15 protein-coding genes are annotated in these 18,383 nt (G+C 75.5%); 6 read left to right on the top strand and 9 right to left on the bottom strand.

Going from position 1 to position 18,383, the window contains the following annotated elements:
- Nucleotides 1-69: 69 nt before the first annotated feature.
- Nucleotides 70-2,745, top strand: coding sequence for a helix-turn-helix transcriptional regulator (locus tag ACQPZ4_RS23305; RefSeq protein WP_433064912.1), 2,676 nt, complete (start codon nucleotides 70-72; stop codon nucleotides 2,743-2,745).
- On the opposite strand, the gene ACQPZ4_RS23300 is transcribed toward ACQPZ4_RS23305, so the two are convergent.
- Nucleotides 2,742-3,215 (bottom strand): cupin domain-containing protein, encoded by a 474-nt coding sequence (locus ACQPZ4_RS23300; protein WP_433064909.1) that lies wholly within the window; start codon nucleotides 3,213-3,215, stop codon nucleotides 2,742-2,744. The genes ACQPZ4_RS23305 and ACQPZ4_RS23300 overlap by 4 nt on opposite strands.
- 150 nt (nucleotides 3,216-3,365) lie before the next feature.
- Between ACQPZ4_RS23300 and ACQPZ4_RS23295 the strand changes: the two genes are divergently transcribed.
- Genes ACQPZ4_RS23295 through ACQPZ4_RS23285 form a run of 3 tightly spaced genes read left to right on the top strand, consistent with a single transcriptional unit; the run spans nucleotide 3,366 to nucleotide 8,691 of the window.
- On the top strand, nucleotides 3,366-4,313 hold the full coding sequence (locus ACQPZ4_RS23295) for an alpha/beta fold hydrolase (protein WP_433064907.1): 948 nt from the start codon (nucleotides 3,366-3,368) through the stop codon (nucleotides 4,311-4,313).
- A 28-nt stretch (nucleotides 4,314-4,341) separates the two neighbouring features.
- Nucleotides 4,342-7,029, top strand: a complete 2,688-nt coding sequence (locus ACQPZ4_RS23290) for an ATP-binding protein (protein WP_433064904.1) — start codon at nucleotides 4,342-4,344, stop codon at nucleotides 7,027-7,029.
- A 12-nt stretch (nucleotides 7,030-7,041) separates the two neighbouring features.
- Nucleotides 7,042-8,691, top strand: coding sequence for an FAD-dependent oxidoreductase (locus tag ACQPZ4_RS23285; RefSeq protein WP_433064901.1), 1,650 nt, complete (start codon nucleotides 7,042-7,044; stop codon nucleotides 8,689-8,691).
- Between the two features lie 25 nt (nucleotides 8,692-8,716).
- Here ACQPZ4_RS23285 and ACQPZ4_RS23280 read toward each other — a convergent pair whose 3' ends face one another.
- Genes ACQPZ4_RS23280 through ACQPZ4_RS23270 form a run of 3 tightly spaced genes read right to left on the bottom strand, consistent with a single transcriptional unit; the run spans nucleotide 8,717 to nucleotide 12,963 of the window.
- Nucleotides 8,717-9,280: a GNAT family N-acetyltransferase gene (locus tag ACQPZ4_RS23280; protein ID WP_433064898.1), complete on the bottom strand. Its 564-nt coding sequence runs from the start codon at nucleotides 9,278-9,280 to the stop codon at nucleotides 8,717-8,719.
- A 45-nt stretch (nucleotides 9,281-9,325) separates the two neighbouring features.
- On the bottom strand, nucleotides 9,326-12,019 hold the full coding sequence (locus ACQPZ4_RS23275; protein ID WP_433064895.1) for an ATP-binding protein: 2,694 nt from the start codon (nucleotides 12,017-12,019) through the stop codon (nucleotides 9,326-9,328).
- Between the two features lie 23 nt (nucleotides 12,020-12,042).
- Nucleotides 12,043-12,963, bottom strand: coding sequence for an NADP-dependent oxidoreductase (locus ACQPZ4_RS23270; RefSeq protein ID WP_433064892.1), 921 nt, complete (start codon nucleotides 12,961-12,963; stop codon nucleotides 12,043-12,045).
- Between the two features lie 74 nt (nucleotides 12,964-13,037).
- Between ACQPZ4_RS23270 and ACQPZ4_RS23265 the strand changes: the two genes are divergently transcribed.
- Nucleotides 13,038-13,607: a TetR/AcrR family transcriptional regulator gene (locus tag ACQPZ4_RS23265; protein WP_433064889.1), complete on the top strand. Its 570-nt coding sequence runs from the start codon at nucleotides 13,038-13,040 to the stop codon at nucleotides 13,605-13,607.
- On the opposite strand, the gene ACQPZ4_RS23260 is transcribed toward ACQPZ4_RS23265, so the two are convergent.
- On the bottom strand, nucleotides 13,594-14,280 hold the full coding sequence (locus ACQPZ4_RS23260) for an SDR family NAD(P)-dependent oxidoreductase (RefSeq protein WP_433064887.1): 687 nt from the start codon (nucleotides 14,278-14,280) through the stop codon (nucleotides 13,594-13,596). The two genes, ACQPZ4_RS23265 and ACQPZ4_RS23260, sit on opposite strands and share 14 nt — an antisense overlap.
- 70 nt (nucleotides 14,281-14,350) lie before the next feature.
- Here ACQPZ4_RS23260 and ACQPZ4_RS23255 point away from each other — a divergent pair, with 70 nt between their 5' ends.
- Nucleotides 14,351-15,169, top strand: coding sequence for a LysR family transcriptional regulator (locus ACQPZ4_RS23255; protein ID WP_433064884.1), 819 nt, complete (start codon nucleotides 14,351-14,353; stop codon nucleotides 15,167-15,169).
- Here ACQPZ4_RS23255 and ACQPZ4_RS23250 read toward each other — a convergent pair.
- Genes ACQPZ4_RS23250 through ACQPZ4_RS23235 form a run of 4 tightly spaced genes read right to left on the bottom strand, consistent with a single transcriptional unit; the run spans nucleotide 15,149 to nucleotide 18,311 of the window.
- A complete protein-coding gene (locus ACQPZ4_RS23250) occupies nucleotides 15,149-15,400 on the bottom strand; it encodes a hypothetical protein (RefSeq protein WP_433064882.1) in 252 nt (83 codons plus the stop codon). The two genes, ACQPZ4_RS23255 and ACQPZ4_RS23250, sit on opposite strands and share 21 nt — an antisense overlap.
- Nucleotides 15,401-16,102: a hypothetical protein gene (locus tag ACQPZ4_RS23245; RefSeq protein WP_433064879.1), complete on the bottom strand. Its 702-nt coding sequence runs from the start codon at nucleotides 16,100-16,102 to the stop codon at nucleotides 15,401-15,403.
- Nucleotides 16,099-17,439, bottom strand: coding sequence for a PrsW family intramembrane metalloprotease (locus ACQPZ4_RS23240; RefSeq protein ID WP_433064877.1), 1,341 nt, complete (start codon nucleotides 17,437-17,439; stop codon nucleotides 16,099-16,101). Before ACQPZ4_RS23240 ends, ACQPZ4_RS23245 begins: the two co-directional genes overlap by 4 nt.
- Entirely contained in the window at nucleotides 17,436-18,311 is an 876-nt protein-coding gene (locus ACQPZ4_RS23235; protein ID WP_433064874.1) for a hypothetical protein, read from the bottom strand. The genes ACQPZ4_RS23240 and ACQPZ4_RS23235 overlap by 4 nt, the downstream gene beginning before the upstream one ends.
- Nucleotides 18,312-18,383: the final 72 nt, after the last annotated feature.

The raw sequence follows: 18,383 nt of genomic DNA, 5'->3' as shown, positions 1-18,383 counted from the left end.
TGACGTATGCCGGTCGCGCCGCGCGGTCCGTAGCGTTCGGGCTGCCCAGAGATCCCGGGAGGTGACCGCATGCTCGGCCGTGACGCGGAGCTCGCCGTCCTGCGCAGCGTGCTGGACGAGGTGGACCGGCACGGCGCCGCGATCGCCCTGCACGGCGAGGTCGGCATCGGCAAGACGACCCTGGTCGAGGAGGTGCGCCGGACCGCCGCCGCGGCCGGGTTCCGGGTGCTGACCTGCTCCGGCGTGCAGAGCGAGACCCGGGTCGGGCTGGCCGGGCTGCACCAGCTGCTGCACGTCGTCGTGGACCGGGTCGACGCGCTGCCGGAGCAGCAGCGGGCGGCGCTGCGCAGCGCCTTCGGCATCGGCGCGGACGCCACGCCGGACCGGCTGCTGCTCTCGGTGGCCGTCCTGGGGCTGCTGGAGGAGGTGGCCCAGGACCGGCCGCTGCTGCTGGTGCTCGAGGACGTGCAGTGGATGGACGAGCCGACGGTCCACATGATCGGGTTCGTCGCCCGGCGGCTGGCCGAGACCCGGATCGTGCTGCTGGCCACCTGCCGGACCGGGGAGCGCGACCCGCTCGAACCGTTCGGGATGCGCCAGATCGCGCTGTCCCGGCTGCCCGAGGACGTCGCGGGCGAGCTGGTCGACGGGCTGAACCCGGCGCTGAGCCGCGAGGCACGGACCCGGGTGCTGGCCGAGGCCGAGGGCAACCCGCTCGCCCTCGTCGAGCTGACCCGCGGCATCGAGCACCGCGGCCTGACCGACGCCACCGTGCTGCCCGACCGGCTGCCGCTCGGGGCGCGGCTGGAGCACCTGTTCGCGGGTCAGGTCGGCGCGCTGCCGCCGGCCGCCGGGGAGCTGCTGCTGCTGGCCGCCGCGAACACCGAGTCGTCGCTGGCCGAGCTGGCGCTGGCCGGCGCCCGGCTGGGGCTGGGCCTGGAGCAGCTCGGCCCGGCCGAGGACGCCGGGCTCGTGCGCTCGGTCGACCGGCGGCTGGAGTTCCGCCACCCGCTGATCCGCTCGGCGGTCTACGGCGCGGCCCCGGTGGCCCGGCGGGTGGCCGCGCACCGGGCCCTGGCCGAGGCGCTCGCCGACGATCCGGTCCGCGCGGCCTGGCACCGGGCCGCCGCCACGGTCGGCCGGGACGAGACGGTCGCCGCCGACCTCGAGACCGCCGCCGGACGGGACCGGGCCCGCGGCGGCGTCGGGCCCGCGGTGCGGTCCCTGGAGCGCGCCGCCGACCTGTCGCCGGACCCGGCCCAGCGCGCCCGGCGGCTGAGCCTCGCCGCCGCGGCGGCCCGCCAGGCCGGGCTCACCTCGGCCGTGGACCGGCTGGTCGACGCGGCCGCCCGGCTCGTCGACGACCCCGCCGTCCACGCCGAGCTGGCGCTGACCCGCGACACCATGGCGCTGCACGCGAACCTGCCGCTGCGCGGCGTGCTGGAGGCGGTCGCGATCGGCCGCGCCGCCGCCGGGATCGACCTCGACGCCGGCGCGACGCTGCTCATCATGACCTCGATCCGGTGCGAGACCGAGGGGGTCCCGGCGGCGACCCGGGCCCACGTCGAGCGGGCGGTGCTGGCCCTCGGGCTGCCGGTCACCGACCTGCGGATGGTGATGGCGCTGACCGCCCTGGACCCGGCGGCGTACGCGGACCGGGTCCTGCCCGTCCTGCGGGCCACCACCGCGCACCTCGGCGCGCTGCCCCCGCCCGCCGCGATGGGCCTGAGCAACGTCGCCGAGCTGGTCCACGAGTGGGAGTTCGCGGAGCTCGGCTGGGCCTCGGCCGCGGACGCCTCCCAGCGCGCCGGGGCCGTGGCCGACCACGCCATGTCGCTGTGCCGCCTCGCGCTGACCCGCCTCGTGTCCGGCCGGCTGGCCGAGGCGCTCGCCGACGCCGACCAGGCCGGCCGGCTGGCCCGGGACCTGGACCTGCCGACCGTCGCCGGGCACACCGCGGCGATCGGGGCGCGGGTGCACGCCTGGCGGGGCGAGTTCGCCCGGGCCGCGAGCCTGCTCGAACAATGCCGGAGCCTCGTCGCGGTACCGCTGGCAGAGATCACCGCCGCCCGCCACTGGGCCGCCGGGCTGACCGCGCTGGGCGAGGGCCGGCACCGGGACGGGCTGCGGGAGTTGGAGGCACTGGCGGTACACCCGGAAACGGCACTTCTGGCGGTTGGCGACCTCGTCGAGGCGGCCTGCCGGGCCAAGGACACGACCCGGGTCGCGCCGCTGCTCGACGAGGCCGAGGCCCGCGCCCGCGCCTTCGACTCGCCGCTGGTCTGGATGCTCGTGCACCGCGCCCACGGGCTGGTCGCCGAGCAGCCGGAGCAGCACTTCAAGCGCGCGCTCGCCGACCCCGGCACCGCCGCGCACCCGCTCGAGGTGGCCCGGACCCGGCTGGTCCTCGGCGAGTGGCTGCGCCGGCAGCGCCGCATCGGCGAGGCCCGGGAGGAGCTCGCCGCCGCGGCGCGCGCGTTCGACGTCGCCGGGGCGCGGCCGTGGGCCGAGCGGGCCCGCACCGAACTGCGCGCGACCGGGCTGGCCGTACCGCGCCGCGCCGAGAGCCCGCTCGCCCAGCTGACCAGCCAGGAGCTGCAGATCGCCCGGCTGGCCGCGAAGGGGTTCACCAACAAGGAGATCGCCGACCAGCTGTTCCTGTCGCACCGGACCGTCAGCTCGCACCTGTACCGGATCTTCCCGAAGCTCGGCATCAACTCCCGGGCGGAGCTGCGCTTTCTTTAGAGCGCGGGCGGCGGTCCGACGACCCGCAGGCCGTACCGCTCCGCCGACGCGATGATCCTGCCGACGTCGAAGGGCGCCGGGGCGTCGTCGATGGCGGCGATCGGCGAGCCGTTCTCGGCGAACCACTGCTCGATCCCGGCCGGCCCGTAGCTCACCAGCATCCGCGAGCGCGCCGAGCGCACGAGGTAGCTGTGCGGCACCCCGCGCGGCCCGAACGCCATCGCACCCGCCTCCAGGTCGAACGCGCGCTCGCCGACGAAGAACGTGATCCTCCCGTCGAGCACGAACCACACCTCGTCCTCGCCCTCATGCACGTGCAGGGGCGGGGCCTGGCCCAGCGGGTCGTCGAACTCGAGCTGGCTGAGGTGCCCGTCGGTGCGCTCCCCCGGTACCTTCACATGCACCCGCCCGCCCAGGAACCAGAACGACGGGCGGCCTTCCAGCGGCTTCAGCTGATACGGATCATCCACGGCGCCAGTCTGCCGACGCGCCCGCCGCCCGGGCATCCGTAAGCCGACGGGCGGTGCCGCAGGGGCCGGGACAGTCACATGACGGATGCCCTTGTCGCGAGAATCGATGAGCCTCATTCGGTACCGTCCGGAAGCCTTTGAGGAGCACCTATGGCCCGTCGACCACTCACGTTCCTGCTGACCGTCCTCGCCCTGGTGCTGGCGGTCGGCACCGGGGCCGCCGCGAGCCCCGACGACCGCCGCGTGCCGGCCGGGTTCACCGAGCAGCGGACCCGGGTCGGCTCCATCTCGCTGAACTATGTGCGCGGCGGCCACGGGCCGACGCTGGTGCTCGTGCACGGCTACCCGCAGACCTGGTACGAGTGGCACGGCATCCTGCCCGAGCTCGCCAAGCACTACACGGTCATCGCCCCGGACCTGCGCGGCGCCGGGCGCAGCGACGCCCCGGCCGGCGGGTACGACAAGGCGACGATGGCCGCCGACGTGCACGGGCTGCTGGTGAAGCTCGGCCTGGACCGCGACATCCGGCTGGTCGGGCACGACATCGGCACGATGGTCGCGTACTCCTACGCCGCCACCTACCGCCGCGACGTCACCCGGCTCGTGCTCAGCGAGGCGCCGATCCCGGACCTCGGGCTGTACCAGTTCCCGGCGCTGACCGCGAACGGGCCCGGGGTGTGGAACTTCGGCTATTTCAACGTGCGCAACGGCCTCCCCGAGCGGATGGTCGCCGGGCGCGAGGTGCAGTGGGTCGACGGTTTCATCGACGCGCTGGAGGTTCGCAAGGGCGCGGTCACCCCGGCCGACGTGCGGGAGTTCGCGTCGTACCTGCGCGACCCCGGCCACCTGCGGGCCGGCTTCGAGTGGTTCCGGACCTTCCCGCAGGACATCGACGACAACGCGCGGCTCAACCAGCGGCAGCTCACGATGCCGGTGCTGGCGGTCGGCGCCCGCGGCAGCCTCGGCCCGGGGGTCGCGGCGCAGGTGCGCGGCTACGCGACGAACGTCACCGAGCTGGTCGTCGAGGACTCCGGGCACTGGATCTACGAGGAGCACCCGGCCGAGATGACCCGCGCGCTGCTGACGTTCCTGCGGTGAGGTAGCCCGGCTCGGGCAGAATGCCAGCGTGGTCATCCTGTTCGGGCGGGGTTCAGAGCTGGAACGCCTCGACGCGCTGCTCGACGGCATCGCCGCGCACGGCACCGCGGTGCTCGTGCGCGGCGAACCGGGCATCGGCAAGTCGGCCATGCTGGGCGCCGCCACCAGGGCGGCGGCCCGGCGCGGGCTGCGGGTGCTGAGCACGACCGGTCTCGAGTCCACGCCCCAGCTGCCGTTCGCCGGGCTGCACGAGCTGCTGCGGCCGGTGCTGGACGGGGTCGAGGACCTGCCGGGCCCGCAGCGCGACGCCCTGCGCGGGGCGCTCGGCTTCGGCGGTACCGCGGGCGACCTGTTCCTCACCGCCCTGGCGACGCTCGACCTGCTCGCCGACGCGGCTCCGCTCCTGATCGTCGTCGAGGACGCCCACTGGCTCGACCGGGCCAGCGCCGAGGTCCTCGCCTTCGTCGCGCGGCGGCTGGAGGCGGAGCCGGTCGTGCTGCTCGCCGCGATCCGCGACGGCTTCGACACCCCGTTCGACGCGTCCGCCCTCGCCGAGCTGCGGCTGGCGCGGCTGGCCGGGCCGGCGGCCGGCGAACTGCTCGACGCCGGCGCGCCCGGCCTGCGGCCCGGGGTCCGCCGCCGGCTGCTGGCCGAGGCGGCCGGCAACCCCCTCGCGCTGGTCGAGCTGCCCCTCGCCCCGGTCGCCGCCGGGGCGTTCCCCGCGGCGTGGGCGCCGCTGACCGCCCGCCTCGAGCAGGCGTTCGGGGCCCGGGTCGCCGCGCTGCCCGACGTCACCCGCACGCTGCTGCTCGTCACGGCGCTCAACGACGCCGACCCGCTCGCCGAGATCCTGGCCGCCGGCAGCGCCGTGGCCGGGCGGGCCTGCACCGTCGAGGACCTGGCCCCGGCCGTCGAGGCCTGCCTCGTCGACGTGCAGGGCGGGCGGGTGCGGCTGCGGCACCCGCTGATGCGCTCCGCGCTGCGGCAGCGGGCGGCGGGGGGCGAGCGGTCGGCGGTACACGCGGCGCTGGTCGATGTGCTGACCGGACGGCCCAACCGGCAGGTGTGGCACCGGGCCGCCGCGACCGCCGGGCCGGACGAGCGCATCGCGGCGGACCTCGACACCGCCGCCGACCGCGCCTATCAGCAGGGCGCCGTGGTGGCGGCGGTCGAGGCCCTGCAGCGCGCGGCGGAGCTCAGCGCGGACGGCGGCGCGGCGACCGCCCGGCGCCTGCGGGCCGCCGAGATCGCCTTCGAGCTCGGCCGGGCGGACCTGGTGGACCGGCTGCTGGCCGGCGTCGACCCGGCCGGCCTCACCCCGGCCGAACGGGCCCGGCTCGTCTGGGTCCGCGGCGGGTTCGAGGAGCACTCCGGCGACGGCGCCCGCGGGGTCCGTTCGCTGGTCGGCTACGCCCGCACCGTGCTCGCCGACGGCGACGGCGACCTGGCCCTGACGCTGCTCGGCGCGGCCGGCTCGGCCTCGTTCTGGCACGACCCGGGCCCGGACGTGCGCGGCGACGTGGTGGCGGCCGCCGAGGAGGTGCCGGTCGACGCGGCCGACCCCCGGATCATCGGCATCCTGGCCTACGCGGCCCCCATCGACCGCGGCGCGGCCGTCATCATCAACCTGCGCCGGTGGGCGCCCGACGCCGGCGGCGACCCCCTCGCGGCCCGGCTGCTGGGCAACGCGGGCGCCGCCGTGGGGGCGTACGACCTGAGCCTGCAGTTCGCCACGGCCGCGCTCGGCCCGCTGCGGGCCCAGGGCCGCCTCGGGTTCGCCGCCCGGGCCCTGATCGTCCAGGCCAACGCGGCCTCCCACCTGGCCAACCTCGGCGTGGCCATCCCGGCCGCCGAGGAGGCCGGCCGCCGCGCCGACGAGACCGCCCAGCCGCACCTGTCCGCCCTCGCCCTCGCCTTCGAGGCCAGGATCGCCGCGCTGCGCGGGGAGCCGGACCGCCTCGAGCGCCTGGCCGGCACGGCGGAACGGGAGAACCTGCGGGCCACGCTGTCAGTGGTGGTGCACGCCCGTGGCCTCGCCGCGCTGGCCGACGGGCGGCCTGCCGATGCTTTTCCGGTACTGCGCCGCCTCTACGACCCCGCCGACCCCGCCCACCACGTCATGCACGGGTGCGCGGCGATCGGTGACCTCGCCGAGGCGGCGGCCCGCAGCGGCCAGGGCGACGCGATCGCCGCCATCCTCGCGACCATGGAGCGGCGGGCGCTGCTGACGCCGGCCGAGTCGCTGCACACCGGCCTGCGCCACGCCCGGGCGGTGCTCGCCCCCGACGACACGGCCGAGGCGCGCTACGAGGAGGCGCTGCGGGCCGGCCCGCCCGGCTGGCCGTTCGTCCGGGCGCGGGCGTTGCTCTCGTACGGCGAGTGGCTGCGCCGCCAGCGCCGGGTCGCCGAGTCACGCACCCGGCTGCGGACCGCTCGGGAACTGTTCGACGCCCTGGGCACCGGCGCCTGGGGCGACCGGGCCCGCCAGGAGCTGCGCGCCTCCGGCGAGTCGAGCCGCAGCCGGGTGCCGGCGGCGCGGGACCAGCTCAGCCCGCAGGAGCTGCAGATCGTGCAGCTGGCGGCGGAGGGCCTGACCAACCGCGAGATCGGCGCGCGGCTGTACCTGTCGCACCGCACGGTCAGTACGGTCCTGCACCGCGTCTTCCCCCGCCTGGACGTGACATCCCGGGCTGACCTGGGCGGACTCCTGCTGTAATACGATCTCCGCGTGACTGCGCCGATGCCCGTGCCCGACGCTCGTACGATCTACTCGTCGCGCCGCGACGACGGTGTCGGCGACGACCTGGCGTGGCCGGTGCTCAGCGAGCACGTCATGGGCCTGCTGCGGACGGCCGGTGCGACGCTGCACCCGCGCCCGGGCGAGCTGCTGTGGGACGCCGGTGACCCCTACGACCTGAACCTGGTGCTCACCGGCGGCGTGCTGCTCGTCGACCGGCGCGACGACCGGGTCGTGTTCGTGGTCGAGGCGGGCGACTTCGTCGGCGAGCTGGGCATGCTGATGGGACAGCGGGCCTTCCTGCCCGGCATCGCCATGCCGGGCACGACGCTGCTGCGCGTGCCGGTCGGCGAACTGCGCCGCCTGGTGGAGATCTCGGGCGAGTTCAGCGACGTCCTGCTCACGGCGTTGGACGCCCGGCGGCGGCTGCTGACGCGCCTGGGCGAGGGCGGCCTGGTGCTGGCCGGCGACGACGACCGGGACCTGCACCAGCTGCGGGACTTCGCGGAGCGCAACCAGATCCCCTACCGGACGGTGCTGCGCACCGATGCGGAGGCGTGGGCCGAGCTGGCGCAGACCTGCGACCTGCCCGAGGCGGGCGCGGCCGTGGTCACCGGGCAGCGCCGGGTGCTGGCCGCCCCGACGACCCGCGACCTGGCAACCGCGCTGGGCATCGACCTGTGGAGCGTCGCCGACGGCTCCCAGTGCGACCTGCTGGTGGTGGGGGCCGGCCCGGCGGGCCTGGCCGCGGCCGTGTACGGCGCCTCCGAGGGACTGGACGTGGTGGTCGTCGAGGACGTCGCCATCGGCGGGCAGGCGGGCAGCTCCTCGCGGATCGAGAACTACCTCGGCTTCCCCCGCGGGGTGTCCGGCGCCGAGCTCGCGCGGTCGGCGATGCTGCAGGCCGTCAAGTTCGGCACCCGGCTGGCCTCACCCCGCGCGGTCACCGCGTTGAAGCGGGACGCCGACGGCCGGTTCCGCGTCACCCTCGACGACGAGCTGGACGTCCTCGCCGCCGCCGTGGTCGTCGCCGGCGGCGTCCGCTACCGGCGCCTGGCGCTGCCCGGCCTGGCGGACCTGGAGGGGCGCGGCGTGTACTACGCCGCGAGCCAGCTCGAGGCCCCGCTGGTGGCCGGGCGCAACGCGGTGGTCGTCGGCGGGGCGAACTCGGCCGGCCAGGCGGCCCTGTTCCTCGCCCGGCAGGCGAGCCACGTCCACGTCCTGATCCGCCGCGACGACCCGAGCGCCACCATGTCGAACTACCTGCTGCAGCGCCTCGCCCACCACGAGCGCATCACCGTCCATCCGCGCTGCGAGCTGACCTCGGTGCACGGCACCGACCGGCTCACCGGCCTGGTCTGGCGCGATCACGCCGACGACCGTGACGTGCACCTCGACGCGGCCGCCGTCTTCCTGCTCATCGGCGCGGAGCCGTGCACCACCGCGCTGCCGGGCGCGGGCGTCGAACTCGACGACAAGGGCTTCGTCGTCACCCACGACGGCTACGCGACCTCGCAGCCCGGCCTGTTCGCGGTCGGCGACGTGCGCGCGGGCTCCGTCAAACGCGTCGCCTCGGCCGTGGGCGAGGGTTCCGTGGTGATCTCCGCCGTCCACGCCTACCTGGCCGGACTCGAACCCTAGCCCCATGCGCCTCGCGCCCGGACACTCACGACTGCTCGGCCGGCAGGGGGCGGTCGTGCAGGATGCGCTGGAACAGCAGGACGTCCCGCCATGCGCCGTCGCTGTAGACGTAGTCGCGGGCGCGGCCGAGCCGCTCGAAGTCGTTCTTGAGCAGGACTCGCTGTGAGGCGACGTTGTCCGCCATGGTGCCGGCCTCGATACGGTGCAGGTCCAGCTCGGCCTCGGCGGCGGCGCAGATGACGGCGACCGCGGCGCTGGCCAGGCCCTTGCCGTGTTCGGCCGGGTCGAGCCAGTAGCTGATCTCCGCATTGCGGAGCGGGCCGCGCACGATGCCGCTCAGGCCGAGCATGCCCAGGACCGCCTGGCCGCGGGCGATCACGCAGGTCAGCGACTCCCCGGCCGCGTCGCGGCGCAGCTCCTGCTCGACCCACTCGCGCTGGCCTTCGACCGTCCAGAAGGACGCGGGCCGGTCGGGCACCGCGCGGAGCATCAGATGCCTGGTCCGCAGCTTCGCCTCGAGCAACGCGGGCACGTCAGCCGGATCCAGCGGTCGCAACACGGCCCCGGTCGGCAGCTCGGTGGGTCTCATCCGGAACCTCCCGGCGTTCGGCAGCCCGACATCGCATCGATGATGTTAATGGCCGGACAGCGCGTCGCGAAGGGCCGCGCGGGTGGCGACGCCGAGTTTCGGGAAGATGCGCTGCAGGTGCGTGCTCACGGTCCGGTGCGACACGTACAGCCGCTGCCCGATCTCGCGGTTGGTCAGGCCCTCCGCCGCCAGCTGGGCGATCTGCAGCTCCTGCGGCGTCAGCAGGTCGTGTACCCCAGGTGCGCGAATCTCGCTCCGCTCCCCCGAGGCCGCCAGCTCCGCGCGGGCCCGATCGCTCCACGGACCGATCCCCAGCGCGTCGAACCGGTCCCGCGCGGCCCGCAGCGGCGTGCGGGAGTCGGCCATCCGCCGGGCCCGGCGCAGCCACTCGCCGTACGCCAGCAGCATCCGGGCGCCGGCGAACGGCCAGCCGCTCGAGTCCGTCGCGAGCGCCGTACGGTACAGGCTCTCGTCGTCGGCGAGCAGTGCGCGGGCGTGGCGCAGGCCGATGTGCAGCGCCGGCGACGGAACCGAGGCCGCCAAGAGTTCCAGATCGCCCATCAGCTCCTGAGCCGCGTCGACCGCCCCGCTGCGTACCGCCGCCTCGACCACGTAGCTCGCCAGGCCGTAGCACAGCGACAGGTGGTGGGCCGGGTCCGCCGGGTCGTAGACGCGCCGCAGGTGCTCGTACGCGTCGGCGTACCGGCCGCCGCCCAGGGCCGACAGCCCGCGGGCCATCTGCGCGCCCGCCAGCACGATCCGCGCGTCGTTGGCCAGGCCCTCGCGCTCGACCTCGGCGGCGATGCGCTCCGCGGCGTCGTGGTCGCCCAGCAGGGCCGTCGTCGAGGCCTGGTGGGCCCGCACCAGCGAGCGCAGGGTGGGCTGCGCCGTCTCCTCCGCCAGCCACACCGCCTCCTCGGCGTCGGGGACCGCCATCGCCAGGTCGCCCAGGTTCATGGCGCACCAGGCCCGCGCGCCGACGAGCCGGGCCAGCAGCGCCAGCCGGCCCTGGGCCCGGGCCACGGCAATACCGGCCGTCTGCAGCCGTACCGCCACGTCGTACGCCCCCACCGCCAGCGCCGCGTTGCCCAGCTGGCGGGCCCGGGCCGGGTCGCCGTCGAGCCGTTCGATCGACAAGGGCAGCCGCGCCAGGATGGCCGCGCCGCGCTCGACCGGGGAGGCGAAGCCCAGCAGGCCCAGCAGCCGCGGGTCGTGCTCGTCGTCGAAGATGCGCTCGGCGACGGCGATGACGTCCTCGCGCTCCGTGGGGGCGGGCTGCGTGAAGTAGCACCGGGCGGCCGCGTTGGCCAGCAGCTTCACGGCCAGCTCGCGCCGGCCGGCGATCGCCACGCCCTCGGCGAGGCGGGCCAGCGTGACCGTACCGGTGGCGACCGGGCCGACGCCGTCGTGGAAGACCTCGCGGATCGAGCGCAGGCGGACCCGCTGCTCGTCGGAGAGCTCGCCCTGGCCGGCCCGGCTCAGCAGCTCGTTCACGACCGCCCAGCGGCCCAGGTCGCCGGCCAGGTCGGCGGCTCGCAGCAGCCGGTCGACCCGCCGCGCCGGGTCCGGGGTCAGGCCGGCGGCCCGCTCCAGCGCCGCGGCCGCCGTCTCGACACCTCCGCGCTGCAGGGCCAGCGCGGCCGCCTCCTCCAGGTCCGCGGCGACGTCCTCGTCCGGCCCGGGCGCGGCGGACGCGCGATGCCAAGGACGCCGCTGCGGTACCGAAGCAAGCTCTTCCGCCAGCGCCCGATGCGCCGCCCGCCGCTCGTCCAGGCTCGCCCGCTGGTGGATCGCCGAGCGCATGAGCGGGTGGCGGAAGCGCGCCGACCCGGCCACCACGTCGACGAGCTCGGCGTCGATCGCGGGCCGGAGATCCCGCTCGGCCGCTCCGGCGGCGGCGAGGGTCTCGGCGAGCGAGCCGCCGTCGTTGAGCGCGGCGACCAGCAGCACGGTCCGGGTCGCCGCCGGCAGGCCGCTCACCCGGGCCGCGAACGCCCGCTCGAGGCGGCTGGGCAGCGGCAGCAGGTCCCCGACCCCGGTGGGACCGGCGTCCACCGCGGCCGGCAGCTCCACCAGGGCGAGGGGGTTGCCGGCCGCCTCGTCGAGGATGCGGCGGCGCACGGCCGGTTCGAGCCGGGGCGCCCGCGCGTGCAGCAGGGCCGCCGCGTCGTCCGGGTCCAGCGGCTCCAGGGTGAGCTGCGGCAGCCCGGCGTCGTCGAACGGGCCGTGGAATCCGGCGCGCACGGCCAGTACCAGAGCGATGGGCTCGAAATCGAGGCGCCGGGCGACGAAGGCGAGCACGTCGGCGCTGGCCCGGTCGAGCCAGTGCACGTCCTCCACGAGCAGCAGCACCGGCTGCCGCGCGGCGACCTCGCCCACCAGGTCGAGCGTGGCCAGGGCGAGCCGCGCCGGGTCGGACGCGACGGCCCCGGCCCGGCCGAACGCGGCCAGCAGCGCGTCCGGCAGGGGATCGACCTCCCCCAGCACCGGCCCGAGCAGCTGGTGCAGCCCGGCGAACGCGACCTGGGCCTCGGACTCGACGCCGGTGGTGCTCAGCACCCGCAGGCCCGCCGCCACCGCCTGCCGGGCGGTCCAGTCCAGGACGGCCGACTTGCCGATGCCGGCGTCGCCCCGCACCACGATCGCGCCGCCGTGGCCGGACCGGACCCGCCGGACCAGCGCACCGGCGGTACGAGTGGCGTCCTGGCGGCCGATGAGCCCGGCGCTGTCCTCGATCACGCCGTCCATCATCGCCGACCCGCTCAGAGCTCGATGACGACCTTCCCGTGCACGTGCCGGCCGGCCTGCAGCTCGAGCCCGGCGCCGACCTCCTCGACCGGGAAGCTCGCGGCGATCGGCACCCGCAGCTCGCCCGCCGCGATCAGGCTGGCGATCTCCTCGATGGCGCCGGGGGCCGCGCTGGCGCCGTTGGCCGGGGTGATGCCGGGTACCACGGCGGCGATGGTGGTGATCCGCGCGTCCGGCACGCCGAGCGCGCGGGCGGTGTGGGCCGTGTCGGTGCCGTGCAGGTCCATGGCCGCCGTGATCCCGCCGGGGGCCAGGGCGCGGACGCGGTCGGCCAGCCCGTCGCCGTACGTGACCGGCTCGGCCCCCAGGACCCGCAGGGCATCGGCCGACGACGCCGACCCGGTCCCGATCACCCGCGCGCCCGCGCGCCGCGCCAGCTGCACGGCGAACACCCCGACCCCGCCGCCCGCGCCGCCGATCAGCACCGTGTCGCCGGGCCCGGGCCTGACCACGGCGAGGGCGGCGGCGGCCGTGCACCCGCCGATGGTCAGGACCGCAGCGGTACGGTCATCGATGCCCTCCGGCGTCCGGTGCGCGTCGCCGCCCTTGGCGATCGTCCCGTCCACGTCGATGAGGACGTGATCGGCGACGGCCCGGGACATCGCCCCGCCGAACACCCGCTCGCCGGTCGCGAACCCGGTCACGCCGTCGCCGACCTGGTCCACGACCCCGGCGTAGTCGGTCCCGAACCCGCACGGCAGGCTCAGCCCGAACCGGGCGGCGGTCGCCGCGTCGGACGTCATGAACCAGTCCATCGGGTTGAGCCCGGCCGCGGTGACCCGCACGCGGATCTGCCCGGGGCCGGCCTGCGGTTCGGGTACCTCGCGCACGACGAGCGCCCCGCCGAACGACTCGAACTGGACCGCACGGCTCATGTGTCTCCTCCACCAAAACGGACTATGCTCCGCTTATTGAGGCCACCGTACCACAAACGGAGCGTGATCCGCTTTTGACCGACCCAGCAGCGCGCGGGCTGCGCGCGGACGCCACCCGCAACCGCAGCCAGCTCCTCGAGGTCGCGACCCGCGTGTTCGCGTCCGCCGGGGCCGAGCCGTCGATGCGCGCCATCGCCCGCGAGGCCGGGGTCGGCATCGCCACGCTGTACCGGCACTTCCCGACCCGCGAGTCGCTCGTCGACGCGGTCTACCGCGACCAGGTCACCCGCCTCACCGACGGCGCCCGCGAGCTCCTCGCCCAGCTTGCCCCACCCGCGGCCCTGCGCCGCTGGATGGACCTGTTCGGCACCTGGATCGCCACCAAGAACGGCATGCTCGACACGCTGCTCGCGATGATCGACTCCGGCGAGCTCCCCCACGCCCAGACCCAGACCGCCCTGCTCGGCGCGATCGACGCGATCCTCGACGCCGGCCGCGCGACCGGCGAGCTGCGCCCCGACGTCACCGCCGAGGACATCGCCGCCGCGCTCATCGGCGTCTTCACGGTCGCCCCCGCCCCGCAGCACGCGGCGAGGGCGGACCGCCTGCTGAACCTCCTCATGGACGGCCTCAGGCCGAGATGACGTGCTCGGCGGGCGCACGGTTGACGTGCAGCTCCCAGTACAGGCGGGCCAGGTCGTCGGGGTCCCGGAGCACCGCACCGTCCGGGGCGCCCGGCGTGCCGGCGATCCACGCCCCGATCGCGACGTGCCCGGCGTAGATCCCCCGGCCGGCCAGCGCGTCGTGCAGCGTCAGCACCCACTTGCGCAGCGCCGCACCCGCCATGCCCGTGCTGACGAACACCGGCACCGGAGCAACTGACGAAGCCCCCGTCGTGTACAGCAATGTGCCCGCATTCGCCGCCAGCATCCCCGGCAGTACGGCACGGGTGGCGGCGATCGCCCCGAAGCAGATGCTCTCCAGCTGCGGCGCCACGGCGTCCACGGTGACGTCGAGCGCTCCGGTCCGGTGCGCCGCCGCGCCACCCCCGGCCGCGGGCGCCGCGTAGTGCAGCACGTCGATGCCCCCGAACCGCGCCGCGGCTCGTTCCAGGGCCGCGGTCAGCCCCGGCCGATCCGTGACGTCGGCCGCGAACCCGGCCGCCGTCACCCTTTCGGCGGCCAGCTTCCCGGCCAGCGCGTCAAGGCGGTCCGGTGACCGGCCGATCAGAGCGACGTCGAAGCCGCGGCGGCCGAAGGTCTTGGCGAGGGACAGTCCGAGGCGATCCCCGGCGGCGACAAGCGCGATGGTGGGCATGGGTCCAGCTCACCAGCGGTACCGGCGAACCGTCCAAGACCGGCCCGGCCGCGATCGATAACCTGGAGGCATGGACCGGCTGGAGACCCGCGAGCTCGCGTACTTCCTGGCCGTCGCCGAGGAGCTGCACTTCGGCCGCGCCGCCACCCGCCTCGGCATCGCGCAGCCGGCCCTGTCCAAGGCGATCCGCCGGCTGGAACGCCGCCTGGGCGCCACCCTGTTCGACCGGACCAGCCGCGCCGTCGCCCTGACGCCCGCCGGCCGGGTCCTGACCCTCGAGGCCACCGTCGCCCTGGACGCGGTCACGGCCGCGGCCCAGCGCACCCGCCGCGCCGCGACCCCGGACCCGCGCCTCCTGCTGGCCATGAAGCCCGGCGGCGACGGCGGCCTGCTGCCGGCGGTCCTGGCCGCATACGAGGGCGACCCGCCGATCGAGGTGGTCTTCGACGCCGACTGCGCCCGCCTGCTGCGCGCGGGGCAGGTGGACGCGGCCCTGCTGTACGCGCCGCCGGACGAGCTGCGCGGCTTCGACACCGAGCCGTTGCTGACCGAGGCACCGGTCGCCGTGCTGCCCCGGTCCCATCCGCTGGCCGATCGCGCGACGCTGCGCATGGCGGACCTGGCGGGCGAGGACCTGCACCAGCGCCCGGCCGACCCCGCTGAGATGCGCAGCCTGAGCGAGCTGATGCACGTGATCGCGCTCGGGCGGAAGGTCGCCGTGCTGCCCCGGGTGCTGACCAGGCCGCTGCGCGAGGACCTCGTCGCCGTGCCGATGGCGGACGTACCGCCGGTCGCCCTGGTCCTCGCCTGGCCCGCCCACTGCACGTCCCCGTCCGTGGCCGCCCTCGCCCGAGCCGCCACGGCCGCGTCACGATCCCGTGCCGGGTAACGCCTCCCGCAGGTGGTCGATCGTGCGTTCGCCCTTGAGCCATCCGACGACCTCATGCAACTGGATCACCGACAGCCCGTAGCTCGCCCGCAGGGCCTGCGCCGCAACGAACTCTCGGCCGGCGGGCACCAGTGCTTCTTCCTTCAGGCGGACGACCGCATCGATCGCATCCACGCCGTCCCCGTGCATCTTCATGACTGCCGCATCCAGTCGGACTTCGGCGTCGGCCACTTATCCTCGCTCTCGCCTGAACAGTGCAGAGACCTTCGTGTACCCATTGACACCCTCGTCGGCGATCGGGACCTTCACGCGCGTGAAGCCATGCCGGGCCGCCTGACGTCCGGTCCACGTGCCCCGAGCCGCCTCACGCAAGGTACCTCCATCCCTCATCGCGGCGCTGAAGGCCGCCAGGTTGTCGCCGTACACCCAGTAACCCCGAATCACTTCGACACGGCCACCAAAGTGCTCCATGACACGATCGAACATCTGACGGCCGGATATTGGCGAGCCCTCGTTGCGCGCCATCATCAACATGAGCTCACCGTCGCCGTCCAGCGTCGCGATGACACCGCTGCCGCTTGCGGCGTGGGAGATGGAGTAGCTGTCATCGTGGGCAGTGATCTCTACACGGCCGTCGGCTGCCTGGCGACCGCCTGCGCCGCCGGGGGTGGGCAGATGGGTGGAGAGCCCGACGGACAGGTCGGTGATCGTCTTGATGGCCGCGAAGTACCGGTAGGCGAGCACCCCCGCCGTGACGGCGACGGCCAGCCCGCCCACCACCGCGGCCGCGATCAGGGCGGCCGACTGGCAGCCGCCGCCCTCGCCGCCCGTCTCGTAGCTGACGCCGCCGCAGGTCGCGCCGGTCTGCAGGGGCAGGAGCAGGGCGAGCCAGCCGGTCGCGAGCACCGTACGGGCCGCGCCGCGCCAGGTCATCGGGGCGCTCCTGCCGTCAGGGCGGCGAGCTGCTGTTTGTGGTGCCGGATCCGGCGGCGGACAAGCGCGAGGTCGGCGCCCGGGGAGCGGTGCCCGCGTTCGGCGGCCAGGTCGAACTCCGCGGCGTGCAGGCGGCGGAGGTTGCGGTAGGCCGCGATGCCGTACCGCCGCAGCGCCGCGACCCGCAGCGCCCGTCGCCGGCGGGGGTCGAGCAGGATGGGCACCTCCGGCGGGGTGATCGCGCCGGACGGGTCGGCGGTCTCGGCCAGCAGCTCGGCGGCCAGCCCCTCGGCCTGCGTGCGCAGCCCGCGCCGCAGCAGCCACGCCTGCAGCACGATCAGCGGGCCCTGCAGCACGACGATCGACAGCGGCAGCACGACGAACAGCTGCACCGTGTCGCTGACGGCCGGCAGGAGTGAGCCCTGGACGGCGGAATAGGTGTTGTACAGCGCATGCCCGCTCGCCGCCGCCAGTACGCCGCACAGGATGGCGGTGCGACGCAGCCTCGGGTCGCGCAACTGCGCGGCGGCGCCGATCGCGGCGCCCAGCACCGCCGAGAACGTCGTGTGCGCGGCGAGCAGGCCGAGGATCTGCCGTCCCCAGTACTGCGCGCCCGCCCCCGAGCCGGCGCCGGTCATGTAGACGACCGTCTCGTTGAGGTTGAAGCCGAGCCCGACCGCCGCGCCGAGGACCGCCCCGGAGACGGCGCCGTCGATGCGGCGGCGCAGGAGCAGGCAGGCGACGGCGACCCCGGCCCCCTTGGCGAGCTCCTCGACGATCCCGGCGTGCATGCCCCGCAGCGAGCGCGCCGCCAGCGCGGCGTCGAACGGGTTGTCGGTGAACAGCCCGGCGTACGGGGCGGCATAGTGCAGGAACAGCTCGTTGAGCACGCCGGAGAGCCCCGCGGCGACGAGCGCGCCCCAGGCGAAGACCGCGAGGTACAGCCACATCGGCAACCGCCGGTAGCGCTGCACGCCGAACATGGTCCACAGGCCGAACGCGGTGGTCGGCACGCACGCGAGCAGCAGCAGCGGCTGGGAGCCGAGGTTGATCAGCGGCTGGATCGCGAGCGGGACGAGGACCGCCGCCGCGCCCGCGATGGACAGGCCGGCGGGCAGGAGGCGGCCGGGGTACTGCTCGCGGTGCACCTGCCGGATCAGCAGCAGCCCGAGCCACACGGCCGGCAGGACCACGATCAGCAGCCGCGCGACGGGCGGCTCCTCGGCGAGGAACGGGCCCGGGCCGGGGGCGAGGAAGTACACCACCACGGCGGCCGTGCACCCGCCGGCGATCACGATCGCGATGCGCAGCACCCGCTGCCACGCCTGGGCGCTCACCGCGCGCTCCGGGTCGGCGCCGGGACGTCGACGGGCGGATGGCCGGTGCCGAAGCCCAGCACCAGCGCCCCGCCGCACATCAGCGCCCCGAGCAGGCCGCCCACGAGCAGGATCCGGAACTCCGGCCGGCCCGGGGACAGCCCGACGGCGACGCTCTGCCCGAACTCGTGTACCGCCCGCCGCGCGCCCTTCGCCGCCCGCACCACCAGCACGGGGCGCCGGCGCGGGAGCCGCGGCAGCATCGCCGTTCCCACCGTGGAGACGATCGCGCAGACGGCGGCGGCCACGCAGACGAGCGCGAAGGTCCGCGGCACGCCCGTGGGGTACACCTGGTCCCCGGGTTTGAACGTCCCCGACAGCGCCCCGGACCCGGCGACGGAGAACACCGCGATGGCCACGTAGAGCAGGGCCAGCAGCGCCGAGTACACGGTGTGCAGCCGGAACAGCAGCAGGATCGCGGCGATCGCGAGGTAGCCGAAGACCACCGCCGCGACGGTCGTGGTCTGGTGCAGGACGGCCACGTCGCGGGCGTCGCCGACGTTGAACAGGCGGCGGCCGACGTTGTCGTCCGCCGCTCCGGCCAGCGCGGATCCGGCGATCAGGGGCAGCAGCGCACCGTACAACCGGGAGGAAGGGCCCCGCAGCCCGACCGTGACCGCCGTCGAGGCGACGACCGCTCCCCACGGCAGCGCCGAGACCATGAAGAAGCGCACGAACTCGCCGGCGTCCGCCGGGAGCTGGTCCGTGTACTGCAGCATCGCCTCGGGTTCGGCCCAGATCACGTCCGGCCCGCCGATCCAGTCGGCCGCCTGCAGCCTGACCAGCACGTAGCCGCACACGACCGTGCCGATCATGCCTGCCCAACGCAGCACCTGCGCGACCATGCCACCCCCGTGTCTCGGCGCCCGCCGACAACATACCGGCAAACGTCAATGCGTGGGGCC

Source organism: Dactylosporangium sp. CS-033363 (assembly GCF_050942475.1).
Classification (GTDB): Bacteria; Actinomycetota; Actinomycetes; order Mycobacteriales; family Micromonosporaceae; genus Dactylosporangium.
The sequence above is the reverse complement of the archived record's forward strand: the minus strand, read 5'-3'. Positions and strand labels throughout refer to the sequence as shown.

Excerpts from the sequence above, each read along its gene's own strand:
- ACQPZ4_RS23295 (WP_433064907.1), top strand. The coding sequence starts at position 3,366 with ATGGCCCGTCGACCACTCACGTTCCTGCTGACCGTCCTCGCCCTGGTG.
- ACQPZ4_RS23270 (WP_433064892.1), bottom strand. The coding sequence starts at position 12,963 with ATGAGCCGTGCGGTCCAGTTCGAGTCGTTCGGCGGGGCGCTCGTCGTG.
- ACQPZ4_RS23280 (WP_433064898.1), bottom strand. The coding sequence starts at position 9,280 with ATGAGACCCACCGAGCTGCCGACCGGGGCCGTGTTGCGACCGCTGGAT.
- ACQPZ4_RS23255 (WP_433064884.1), top strand. The coding sequence starts at position 14,351 with ATGGACCGGCTGGAGACCCGCGAGCTCGCGTACTTCCTGGCCGTCGCC.
- ACQPZ4_RS23245 (WP_433064879.1), bottom strand. The coding sequence starts at position 16,102 with ATGACCTGGCGCGGCGCGGCCCGTACGGTGCTCGCGACCGGCTGGCTC.
- ACQPZ4_RS23260 (WP_433064887.1), bottom strand. The coding sequence starts at position 14,280 with ATGCCCACCATCGCGCTTGTCGCCGCCGGGGATCGCCTCGGACTGTCC.
- ACQPZ4_RS23305 (WP_433064912.1), top strand. The coding sequence starts at position 70 with ATGCTCGGCCGTGACGCGGAGCTCGCCGTCCTGCGCAGCGTGCTGGAC.